At 34.1% G+C, this 11,682-nt stretch carries 13 protein-coding genes; 3 read left to right on the top strand and 10 right to left on the bottom strand.

Translation table 11 applies throughout. From position 1 onward, the window contains the following. Positions 1 to 11 precede the first annotated feature (11 nt). Positions 12 to 569 carry a helix-turn-helix domain-containing protein gene (locus tag ACQY22_RS07560; protein WP_428324086.1) on the top strand — a complete coding sequence of 186 codons (558 nt, stop codon included), beginning with the start codon at positions 12 to 14 and terminating at the stop codon, positions 567 to 569. A gap of 10 nt (positions 570 to 579) precedes the next feature. Here the strand turns inward: ACQY22_RS07560 and mce are convergent, their stop codons facing one another. Then, complete coding sequence (gene mce / locus ACQY22_RS07555; RefSeq protein WP_428324085.1) at positions 580 to 975, bottom strand: methylmalonyl-CoA epimerase; 396 nt, start codon at positions 973 to 975, stop codon at positions 580 to 582. Positions 976 to 1,101: 126 nt separating this feature from the next. Here mce and ACQY22_RS07550 point away from each other — a divergent pair, with 126 nt between their 5' ends. After that, positions 1,102 to 1,920 (top strand): hypothetical protein, encoded by an 819-nt coding sequence (locus ACQY22_RS07550; RefSeq protein ID WP_428324084.1) that lies wholly within the window; start codon positions 1,102 to 1,104, stop codon positions 1,918 to 1,920. 34 nt (positions 1,921 to 1,954) lie between these two features. On the opposite strand, the gene ACQY22_RS07545 is transcribed toward ACQY22_RS07550, so the two are convergent. Genes ACQY22_RS07545 through ACQY22_RS07530 form a run of 4 tightly spaced genes read right to left on the bottom strand, consistent with a single transcriptional unit; the run spans position 1,955 to position 7,423 of the window. Beyond that, positions 1,955 to 3,553 (bottom strand): acyl-CoA mutase large subunit family protein, encoded by a 1,599-nt coding sequence (locus ACQY22_RS07545; protein ID WP_428324083.1) that lies wholly within the window; start codon positions 3,551 to 3,553, stop codon positions 1,955 to 1,957. A gap of 6 nt (positions 3,554 to 3,559) precedes the next feature. Then, positions 3,560 to 4,477, bottom strand: a complete 918-nt coding sequence (meaB, locus tag ACQY22_RS07540; RefSeq protein ID WP_428324082.1) for a methylmalonyl Co-A mutase-associated GTPase MeaB — start codon at positions 4,475 to 4,477, stop codon at positions 3,560 to 3,562. Positions 4,478 to 4,520: 43 nt separating this feature from the next. Continuing rightward, positions 4,521 to 4,928, bottom strand: a complete 408-nt coding sequence (locus ACQY22_RS07535; protein WP_428324081.1) for a hypothetical protein — start codon at positions 4,926 to 4,928, stop codon at positions 4,521 to 4,523. A 2-nt stretch (positions 4,929 to 4,930) separates the two neighbouring features. Continuing rightward, entirely contained in the window at positions 4,931 to 7,423 is a 2,493-nt protein-coding gene (locus tag ACQY22_RS07530) for a M1 family metallopeptidase (RefSeq protein ID WP_428324080.1), read from the bottom strand. A 101-nt stretch (positions 7,424 to 7,524) separates the two neighbouring features. Between ACQY22_RS07530 and ACQY22_RS07525 the strand changes: the two genes are divergently transcribed. Further along, on the top strand, positions 7,525 to 7,947 hold the full coding sequence (locus ACQY22_RS07525; RefSeq protein ID WP_428324079.1) for a cobalamin B12-binding domain-containing protein: 423 nt from the start codon (positions 7,525 to 7,527) through the stop codon (positions 7,945 to 7,947). A gap of 40 nt (positions 7,948 to 7,987) precedes the next feature. On the opposite strand, the gene ACQY22_RS07520 is transcribed toward ACQY22_RS07525, so the two are convergent. The 5 genes from ACQY22_RS07520 to ACQY22_RS07500 form a co-directional block, all read right to left on the bottom strand. Further along, the gene (locus ACQY22_RS07520; RefSeq protein ID WP_428324078.1) at positions 7,988 to 8,623 is read right to left on the bottom strand and encodes a YIP1 family protein; all 636 of its coding nucleotides are present in this window, start codon (positions 8,621 to 8,623) and stop codon (positions 7,988 to 7,990) included. An 85-nt stretch (positions 8,624 to 8,708) separates the two neighbouring features. Then, entirely contained in the window at positions 8,709 to 9,707 is a 999-nt protein-coding gene (gene ilvC, locus ACQY22_RS07515) for a ketol-acid reductoisomerase (protein ID WP_428324077.1), read from the bottom strand. 158 nt (positions 9,708 to 9,865) lie between these two features. Beyond that, entirely contained in the window at positions 9,866 to 10,396 is a 531-nt protein-coding gene (locus ACQY22_RS07510) for a nicotinamide-nucleotide adenylyltransferase (RefSeq protein ID WP_428324076.1), read from the bottom strand. Between the two features lie 34 nt (positions 10,397 to 10,430). Next, positions 10,431 to 11,351, bottom strand: a complete 921-nt coding sequence (locus tag ACQY22_RS07505; protein WP_428324075.1) for an EF-Tu/IF-2/RF-3 family GTPase — start codon at positions 11,349 to 11,351, stop codon at positions 10,431 to 10,433. A 157-nt stretch (positions 11,352 to 11,508) separates the two neighbouring features. Next, positions 11,509 to 11,679, bottom strand: coding sequence for a hypothetical protein (locus ACQY22_RS07500; RefSeq protein ID WP_428324074.1), 171 nt, complete (start codon positions 11,677 to 11,679; stop codon positions 11,509 to 11,511). Positions 11,680 to 11,682 lie beyond the last annotated feature (3 nt).

Genomic DNA, 11,682 nt, shown 5'->3' with positions numbered 1-11,682 from the left:
CTAAACCCAAAATGCTTCCAAATGTAGAATCAATAAAGCAGATGAGGCAAAAATTGGGCATTACCCAAAAAAAACTTGCCAACATGACAGGTGTTAGTACATCTATGATTAATCAAATAGAGTCAGGAAGGAGTCAGCCAAGTTATGAGACTGCAAAAAAGATTTTTGAGAATTTATCAAATTTGGAGAGCAGATCATCATCTCACAAAGCAGGTGATTTTTGCAGTCAAGATATTGTAAAACTAAAACCATCCAACACATTGCATGATGCAATCAAAAAGATGCACGAGTTGTCAATCAGTCAGATTCCAGTATTTGATGGAAAAGAAATAGCAGGAGTCGTATCAGAAGATGGAATTGTTAAACATCTTGCAGATGTTGGAGAAGCAGAATTAAAAAATGCAAAACTTGCAGACACTATGGATCCCGTTCCACCAATAGTAGACTTTGAAACACCAGCTAATGTTCTAGTTCCATTGATTCGTTATTCAAAATGTATTCTTGTAGCAAAGAAATCAAAAATTGTAGGAATCATTACAGCTTCAGACACACTAAAGATGATGGAATAGTTTTTTCAGATTATTTTGGATGAGTGCAAAGTTCAGCCAAAACACCATGAAGAGATTTTGGATGAATAAATGTGACTTTGGTACCTGCAGAACCAGGTCTGATCTGGCCTAAGAATTGAATACCACAACCTTCCATTCTTTCTACCTCACCTTCAATATTGTCAGTTTCAAGGGCCATGTGATGTAGTCCTTGACCTTTTTTCTCCAAGAATTTTTTGATAGGACTGTTATCATTTGTTGGTTGCATTAATTCAACACGGCCATTTTCTAAATGAATAATTGCGACTTTGACACCTTCAGATTCTACTGTTTCAAATTCTACAGAATCAACACCTAATGCTTGCTGGTAAACCTTGGCAGATTCTTCAACATCATTTACTGCTATTGCAATATGATCAATCTTCATCTAAAAGACCTCACCAAATTACAGTATTAATGGATTTATTTTATTTGAAAATTCCAAAATCTTTGTTTCGTGACCAATAACAGTATACGGGTTTTATTAAGGGTCAAACAATACCATTACTCCAACATGAATGAATTAAAAGTAAAAAAAGATTTTTCGGACATTTACACACAAGATTCTCCATATGAATATCTAAAAGAAATGAATAGGTTAGAATACGACATATCAGATTCTACAAAACCATTGTATAACTCCATCATAGAACAACTTGAAGAGACATTATCTAGACCCATCAATGTTTTAGATTTGGGAAGTTCGTACGGCATCAACTCATCATTAATGAAATATAATTTAACAATGTCAGAATTGAGTGATTTCTTTTTAAAAGAATCTAAACCGACAAAAAAAGAAACTATACAATTCTACGAGAAATGCACAATTAATGATAACATGAATTTCTATCAAATAGATATTTCAGAAGAAGCTCTAACATTCTCCGAAGAAATGAATTTGTGTGAAAGAGGCATAAATGTTGATCTTGAATCTGAAAAATTAAATTTTCTAGAATCATTACCAAGAATGGACATAGTGATTGCAACAGGTTGTGTTGGTTATATTGGATACAAGGCATTTTCAAATCTACTAAAAGTAATTAAAAACAGACAATCTAATTCAAATGAATCTGAAACAGAGTATACTGCCCCAATCTTTGCATTCTCTGTTCTTAGAATGTTTGATATGAAAGACATTGAAGAAATTTTTGAGATGTATAATTATTCTATTGTAAAAAGCGACATAAATCCGATACGTCAAAGAAATTTTTCAGATCCTGAAGAAAAAGCACAGACTATTTCTTTATTGCATGACATGGAAATTAATACTAAAAAATATGAAGATGATGGTAATTTCTATGCTGATTTCTACATTGCAAGATCTAAAAATTAATCTACAATTAAAACAAAATCAAAAAAGAGTCTAATTAAAAGACCTCCTTTGGACGGTATTCACCAAAGACTTCACGAAATGCATTGCTAATTTCACCGGTAGTAGCATAAGATTTTGCTGCAGTGATAATGTAAGGCATAAGATTCTCATCAGTATCAGCTGCACTTTGCATTGCAGATAATGCTTTTTCCCATTTCTTTTTGTCACGAGATGCACGTAATTGTTTTAGTGCTTTTTTCTGTTGAATCTCAACTTTGCCACCAATTCGAAGTAATTCTGGCTGTTCTTCTTCTTCAGCATACTTGTTAACACCAACTAGAATTCTTTCACCATCATCAGTCTCTTTCTTTAAGCGATATGCATTTGCTCGAATTTCAGATTGGAAGAATCCTTTCTCAATTGCCTTTACAGAGCCACCCATTTTCTGAATCTTCTTGAGATACTTCCAAACACCATCTTCAATTTGGTCAGATAATTCCTCAAGATAGTGAGAGCCACCAAGTGGGTCTGCAGTCTTTGTGATTCCACTCTCATGTGCAACAATTTGTTGAGTTCTCAAGGCTATTTTTGCAGATTCTTGTGTCGGTAATGCCAATGCCTCATCTCTAGAGTTTGTGTGAAGAGACTGAGTACCGCCTGCAACTGCAGCCATGGTTTGAATTGCAACACGGATGATGTTATTATCAGGTTGTTGGGCAGTTAGTGATTCACCACTAGTTTGAGTATGGAATTTTAGCTGTAATGATTTTGGATTTTTTGCATTAAACATTTCTTTGAGAATCTTTGCATAGACTTTTCTTGCAACTCTAAACTTTGCAACTTCTTCAAAGAATTCGATAGTACAACAAAAGAAAAATGACAAACGTGGTGCAAAGTCATCAATTTTTAGTCCTTTATCCAAACATGTTTGAATGTAAGCAATTGCATTGGCCAGAGTAAATGCAACTTCTTGTGTTGCAGTACATCCTGCTTCTCTCATGTGATAACCAGAAATAGATACAGGATACCATGAAGGAACCTTTTCTGCACAATAACCAATCATGTCACCAATTAATCTCATTGAGGGTTGTGGAGGATAGATGTAGGTGTTTCTTGCAATGTATTCCTTGAGGATATCATTTTGAGTTGTTCCACGTAGCTCATGGCTTTTGAATCCTTGGGATTCTCCGACTGCAATATAGTATGCAAGTAATGTTGATGCAGTAGAATTGATTGTCATTGAAGAGCTGATCTTTCCTAATGGAATGCCATCAAATGCAGTCATCATGTCTTTGATGGACGTAATTGAAACTCCAACTTTGCCAACTTCTCCTTCTGCTTGAGGAGAATCAGAATCATATCCAATTTGTGTTGGAAGATCAAAAGCCATAGAAAGACCAGTTTGGCCTTTTTCAAGCATGAACTTGAATCGCTCATTTGTGAGCTTGGCATCACCGAATCCAGAATATTGTCTCATAGTCCAGAATCTATCACGGAACATTCCAGGGTGGATACCACGAGTAAATGGGTATTTACCAGAATCTTCTGTAGGTCTTTTCTTTGAAGATTTTTGATAGATTCGTTTTACTGGAAAATTAGAATCAGTGAATATTTTCTTTTCAGGTTGTTTTGGTTTTGATTTTTTTGCAGCCATTATTCATCACTTTAACATTGATTTTGTAATTTTGTCTCCTGCATCAAATGGATCAATATCCTTTGATTGTAATTTCTTTAAGTATTTTGTAAATGTTTTATCAGAATCTAACATGTCATCAATCTTTTCTCGCATGTTATTTAAAACAATATCTTTTAGTTCTGCCTCTAATCGTTCTTGGTCCTTTTGTTTCTTTGATTTCTTTTTTAATACCATCAATTTTTTGAGAGTCTTTGCAAATTCAGTAATTCCAGTATTCTTTTTTACCGAAGTCTTGAGAATTGCAGGGTTTCTTTCAGAATCACCAATAAAGTCACGTACTGCATCAAATAGTTGGTTTGTTCCACTAAGGTCACTCTTGTTGACAAGATATACATCCCCAATTTCAGTAAGACCGGCTTTGATTGTTTGGATACTATCACCAGTGTTTGGGTTAAAGACTACAACAGTGATATCTGCAATGTTTGAAATTTCAACTTCAGTCTGTCCAGCTCCTACGCTTTCAATAATAATCGGATTGAATCCTGCATATTCTAAAACACGAATACTATTTCGTAGAGAACGAGATACAGCGCCAGTTGCTCCACGAGATGCAATACTGCGGATATAAGTTCCCGAATCAGTTGATTCAGTCATTCTAACCCTATCACCTAAAATTGCACCACCTGTAAGATGGCTAGTCGGGTCTACTGCTAAAACAGCAGGTTTTGTGCCTAGTTTTTTCATTGCAACTGCAGTTTTGTTTATCAGAGAACTTTTTCCAGCGCCAGCAGGTCCAGTAATTCCAATAATAATAGAAGTTCCAGTGCTTTTGAAAATTTTCTTTAAGAGTTTTCTTGATTCTTTTTGATCATTTTCAACTACAGTGATAGCTTTTGCAATTGCTCCACGTTTTCCTTTCTTCAAATCAACAAGTAAATCCAATACAAAGTAATCTTTAGAGGTGCAATAAAATCTTGTATGTGATCTAAGGTCTTGAATAAATCACAGGAGGTACAGGGTCACCTAATTCATGTATCTCCGTTTTTAGTTGAACATGTCCTAGTTCTGGATGTTCTATTTCTAAAACAACAGGGTGGATTTCCCAACCATATTTTGGTTCACCTGGAAATGGAACAATTTCAATGAATGTAGGACTAGAGAATGTTTTTTGATATGTCTCTTCCATTCCAAGAATTTCCATTACAACAGAATCAGTTTTTTCAGATTTATCAGAAAATGCAACTTCAACATGTCCTGTATCATAGTATACTGCATTTACTTGAAATGTTTGACGTAGTTCATCCTTGTCATCATCAGCTCCACCAGTCAAAAAGAATATTGCAAGAACAGTAAATACTCCAAGAAAGATAGGGGAAAGAAGTTTTCTTGCCATAGTTATTTGAATTCTTTTCTCATTTGGCGTAAGAATCTGGAATGTATTCGTATTTTTTCTAATGTTTGAGCTTGAGTTCTTTCAGTACCAGGTGTTGGATGAGATTTGAAAAATGATTTGATTTCTTTTTCCATAGAATCATCTGCAACTAGTGCAATACTTGCAACAATTCTATTAAACAAGGGATTACCATAACCCACTTTTTTGCTTAATTTGCCCCAATTCTTCTTTAGCCAAGGCCAAAGAATCTTTTTTCCATAAGGATTTGCAGCAATCTTCATGATTGGTAACTGCATATTCTGAGAACGTACTTCTGAAGTTTGAGAGAATTGTAATGTTTTGATCAATAATTTTTCATTCTTGAAACTACACATTGCTCCTAAGAATCTTAATTTCTCCTCAGTTGTTTTTGCTTTTTTGTATAATGTTACAAATTGAGAGTGAGTCTTTGCATTACCAGTACGTGCAACAAGTGAGAAAACAGGTTCTCTAATATCAGGATGAAGCGATGATGGGTTTTTCAAAAATTCTTTGAATTTAATTTGTGCTTGTTCAAGTACATGTTCATCACCAAATTTACCTAACACAGTTATTGCATAGCCTCGCATGAACGCATCAGTGTGTTTATCTGTTTTTTGAGGAATCCAACCAAGATCAAATAAAATTTTTCTAAAGTAATTGATAGCATAACTTCTAATTTGTTCTGTAAAATCCTCAAAGAAAGTCAATGATGCTAAAAAGTTCAGATTGTTTGCAACATTTGTTTGTGGAAGATAAGAGTCTTCATCAAAATATGCATCAGAGAAATCCAAATAATTTTCCACGTCTTCTTTTCCTGCAACACACAATGCAAACAAATCATTTTGAATTGCCCATCTATCAACATGTGGAATTTGTTTTTGATCAACTAACATTTTGAGATCAAGTAAAATTCCATCGTCATATTTTACACGATAAAATCCAGTACGACCAATATTTGCAACAAATCCAGGTCCTTTAGGTGCTTTGACAGTCATGGATTTTTTTGTCAATAGTTTTGTTTTTGTCTCCTTTCCTAAACCATAGGTAATTGGAACATGCCACAATCCTTTTTGGGTTTTTTTGGTAGATTCCATCAAAAAGCGATTTTGTCGAATAACCAAATCATTATTCTTTTGAGCGATATCAATTTGAGGAAATCCAGGCTGTTTTAGCCACGTATTGACCATAGAACTAACTGGCATTTTGGATGCTTTACCAATCGCATCCCACAAATCTTGACCTTTGGCATTTCCATACTTGAATGCTGAAAGATATTTCTTAAGACCTACTCTGAAATTTTTCTCTCCAACATAATTTTCAAGCATCCTCAAAACACATCCGCCTTTATCATAAGATATTGCATCAAAGATTTCTCTAATTTCAGCAGGAGAGTTTACTGTAACGTCAATTGGATGAGTTGTTTTTAGAGCATCTAATCCCATTGCAGTATTCATTGCATCTTCAATGAATTGGTCCCAAAGATTCCATTTAGGATAAAACTTGTCAACAAACTTTGTTGCCATAAATGTTGCAAAGCTTTCATTAAGCCACAAATCATTCCACCACTTCATAGTAACAAGATTACCAAACCACTGATGTGCGATTTCATGTGAAATTACTTCAGCAATGAATTGTTTTGTTCTGGTAGAAGATGTTTTAGGATCATAAAGGAGAATTGTTTCTCTAAATGTTATTGCACCCCAATTCTCCATTGCACCAGCTGCAAAGTCAGGAATTGCAATCAAATCTAATTTAGGCAGAGGGTATTTTATCCCAAAATATTTCTCATAAGAAGTTAGTAATTTCTTTCCAAGTTCTAAAGAGTATTTTCCTTTTGATTTGTTTCCTTTTGTAGTTACAACTCTAATCTGAATTTTACCAGTTTTTCCAGTTAGATATTCAAATTCACCAACACCAAGATAGATCAAATAAGTTGAAACAACAGGAGTTTTGCCAAATTTGTATAATGTTTTGTTTTTGATTTTTTTCTTGGTTGAAACAGGCATGTTTGATATGGCAGTAAACTTGTTTTCTGCAATAATTGAAATCTCAAATGTTGCCTTTGCCTCAGGCTCATCCCAGCAAGGAAATGCACGTCTAGCGTCTGCTGCCTCAAATTGAGTGGTTGCAAGATATTTTGTTTTTCCGCCTTGTTTGTATTGACTGCGATAAAATCCCAACAGCCTGTCATTTAGAATTCCTTGAAATTCAAGATGAATTGTTGCTTTGCCTTTGATTTTTTCTCCAAGTTTAATTGATAATCGCTCTTTTTTCTCATCAGTCTTTGGTGTAGATTTTATGGTTTTAGAGCCAGACTTTATAGTACAAGATTTGATTTTGATTTCTGCGCAATCCATTGTAATTAGGTTAGTAGATTTTTTGCAATAAACAGTAATGGTTTCAGTTCCCAAGAATGTAAATTTTTTAAGATCTGGCTCAAATGTTAACTCATAATTTATGGGATTAATGTCCACGGATGAGATAATTTTGATACTCTTTAAGTAGATTTTCTATTAAAACGCAAATCAGAAAATCAAATAAAGCCTTTAAAATATACTAAATAACGAGTAACATCATGAAGCAAAAAGCACAGACAAGAAACATCAAGATCCTAGTTGCAAAATTAGGCCTTGACGGACATGATAGAGGAGCACTTGTTTTGTGTAGAGCATTTAGAGATGCAGGAATGGAGGTAATCTATTCAGGACTTTTTGCCACACCAGAAAGAGTAGCACAAATTGCAGAAGATGAAGATGTTGATGCAATTGCAATGAGTTTACTTAATGGAGCACATGGAACTTTGTTTCCTAGAGTAGTCAAAGCCCTCAAAAAGAAAAAGATCAATGACGTTCTAGTTGTTGGAGGCGGAGTAATTCCAGAGATTGATCATAAAGATTTGATTAAAGGAGGAGTTGACCACGTGTTTGGTCCAGGAACACCATTACCTACAATTATTGATCACATCAATACAGGCGTAAGGAAATTAAGAAAAATATAATTCAAATTTTACAAATGACGTTTGATTCAATTGGGTTATACTAAATCATATGAAGTGGAATACTAGTACCCAAATCATACAAAAAAACAACAATAGAAGAAACAACTAAACCAATTACGGTAAGCACAAATGCTTTGAATGTAGAAAAATGATTCATAATTTTAAGAGATTTAACGCAAAGCACGATAAACCAAATGAAAAATGGTATGATTATAACATTAGAAAGCATGTATGAAGGGAGAGCAAATTCTGAACTAAAAGAAGGATATTCATCATCAGAAATTGGTGAAAAATAAAGTGAAAAAAGCAAATTACTAATGACTATTAATGACATTCCAATTATCAAAGGGGTAAAGCAAAAAGATATGACTGAAAATACTTGCTTGAAAATTCTACTTCCGTCAAAATATTTTCCAAAATAAAAAATGCCAAATATTATCATAAAATTATCCAATACTGCATTTCCAAAACCCACAACATGATGTATCAAAGGAACATCATATTCAACATCCAATGAAGAGTAGACGAATGTCGAAGTGATTGTTGTAAAAATCGACATTACACAAATAATAGAAAATATTGTAACAGACAATAGAAAATATTGTGAATTTTGATAGATTTTCTCAAATGCAACGTTTGGTTTTAAGAGTACTTCTTGTATAATTGAGAAATTCATTGAAGATTTCGTTTGTTTGCAGTGTTATTTATGAGATGTGTAGAATTCATAAGATAAGAATTAAGAAAAATATAAGAAAAAAGAATTATTCTGTGGAATCAGGCCACATCATTTTACGCATTTCTTTACCAACTTTTTCAATTTGGTGTTCGTCATATTGTTTCATGTATTTGTCAAATGCATCTTTGCCGTTTTTCTGGTATTCAGAAATCCACTCGTTGTTGAATGTACCATCTTGAATCATGGTTAGAACTTTTTTCATGTTCTCTTTGTTTGCAGCATCCATTACCATTGGTCCACGTGTTAAACCACCATATCTGGCAGTTTCACTTACACGTCTCCACATTCCATTAATTCCATATCTTTGAATCATATCTACAATGAGTTTGAGTTCATGTAAAACTTCAAAGTATGCAATTTCTGGTTGATATCCTGCTTCAACTAGAGTTTCAAATGCATTTGTTACCATAGAAGCTGCACCACCACAAAGGTCTGCTTGCTCACCAAACCAATCAGTTTCTACTTCTTCTTTGAAAGCAGTTTTGATTAATCCGGCTCTTGCACTTCCGATTGCTTTTGCAATTCCCAATGTTCTATCCCAAGCTTTTCCTGTAAAGTCTTGTTCAACTGCAACAATAGCTGGAGTACCAAAATTATCAAGATATGTTTCTCTTACTTTGGAACCAGGTCCTTTTGGTGCAATCATGATTAAATCAACATTGTTTGGAGCTTCAATCCATTTCCAATAGATTGCAGCTGCATGAGAAAATGACAATGCTTTTCCTTCAGAAAGATTTGGTCCGATTTCATCTTTGTATACTTGACCTTGAATCATATCTGGAATCAATATGTGAATAATGTCTGCCTGTTTTGTGGCATCAGCTACTGACATTACTTTGTGACCATCAGCTTCGGCCTTTTTCCAGCTGTTACCGCCTTCTTTGAGACCAATTATGACATTAAGACCAGAGTCTTTCATGTTGTTAGCTTGTGCATCACCTTGGATTCCATAACCAATTACAGCAATGGTTTGATCTTTTATTGGATCAAGATTGATATCGGTGTCTTTCCATGTTTGTGCCATGATTTTGGCAGATTCTATTGCAAATATTAACTATGAAACCTAGATTTCGATGATTTTTTCACATGAACGGCATTTTACAGTTACCTTGTCTCCAGGCAATCTGATGAATCTCTTGGAACCACACTCAGGGCAAATTGGACAAGCACGTACAGGTTCCATCAGTGTTTTGTAGGATTGGTATCAGATTTAGAAATTACGGATAGTCTATTTTTTGCATCAATCTTTGTTAGGAATTCATAAACTGCAGTGGGAACAGACTCTTTCCAGTTTTCATCAGAAATAATCATAGAGCGGATTTTAGTTGCGTTGTATTGATTTCTATCTAGAAATTCAGGTTTTACAACCGTTATTCCAGAGTCAGCTAAGAGCATAGAGACATAATCATTTCCGCTATACACTTTATCAAATTGAGGCAATGCTGATTGCAAATACGAACTCCAGGTTGCAATGTTGAATTGATTTTCAATAGATATGACAAAACATTTCTTCAAATCCAAATTTGCTTCTTTTAGAGAATTGTGAATCATCTCAATTCTTTCACCAGCAGTAAAAGGATCTTTTTCTAAATAATTGAACTGAGCACTAGTTATAGCAATAATTACTTCATCGCATTGGTCTAGAATTTGTTTAACTAATTCTAAATGACCCAAATGAAAAGGCTGAAACCTGCCCATCATCAATCCTCTCATAATGAATCAACAGTTTTGATTTTATTAAATTAGACTATTTGATTTGGCCGCTTCCCAATATTCTGATTGTAGGGGATTCAGGTTTTAGGATTATTGCAATTTGCCCAGATTTGCATACAACTGGTTTTTCAAAAGCAAGTTTGAGCGGAGATATTGATGTAAACTTTGCAGCTTTGATTTGCAATCCAATGTTAACAAGACATCCTTGATTTTCTGCAATTTCACTTTTGTAAAAAGGACTCTTCTGAAAATCAATTTCAATTTCGGTTTTGAGATCCACCACTCCTTCTTCAGAGATAATATCTCCACGTCCAACTTCATCAGGTTTTGCACCTTTTACTGCCAAACCTACTCTTGCAGGACATATAGATTCCTCAACAGGATCATCATGCATTTGAATTGATTTTATGAGTACATCAATTCCAGCAGGATAGAGTTTTAGATTATCATACTGTTTTACTTTACCATTAGTTACTTTGCCTAAAATTACGGTTCCAACACCCTTTACATCAAAACAATGATCAATTACCATTTCAGAAGCACCATCAGTTGAAATAGGTTCAAGTTTGTCCATCTCCTCCTTGATTTTGTCTTGATCAACTTTGATGTACTTTTCAACAACAGTGCCTTTGATCATTGAATCCAGTTTTGATTCGTCGACTTCAAATGTGTGAGATAAAATTCCTTTTTCTTTTTTTAGAGAATCAAGTGCAATGATTTGCTCTCCTGTGAATTTATCTAATTTATCTACGTAAAGTATCACATATTCTGCCAGATTGATTGCTTGAAACAAAGGTTGTATTTTATCAGGAAACCCACTAGGCGCAACCCATGTTTTGATAATGTCAGATTCTTTTCTATCATAAAGAGTTAGATCAGTTTCAGTTCCTTTTTTTCCAAATTCAGATGCAATGTCTTGTTTTCCTAAAACTACAAAATTAACGGATTTTACCACAATAAAATTTTAGAATTAGGCACTAAAAACTATACGAAGGTAAATACGCTTATCGACATAGTTTTAAAAAAATAATTTTAGATTCAACTCACGGGGATTCAGCCATCGTATTAGGGTTAAAAATGGACGCAGAAATACCCTAAATCTGATTTTTAATCTAAATACAATATTTGCAAGGAGTAAATCCAAGGCTTTGTGCATTTTCAAATGTGTCGGGTGTGAAATACTGTCTGTTCTTTTTTTCAATATTGTAAATATCACATTTTTTCTGTTTACATGCTAGATGATGTACAATCATTGTTTTGTTATCACCAAGGTATCCTGCCATATC

The sequence above is a fragment of the Candidatus Nitrosopumilus sp. genome, from assembly GCF_965263415.1.
Lineage (GTDB): Archaea > Thermoproteota > Nitrososphaeria > Nitrososphaerales > Nitrosopumilaceae > Nitrosopumilus.
The sequence above is the reverse complement of the archived record's forward strand: the minus strand, read 5'-3'. Positions and strand labels throughout refer to the sequence as shown.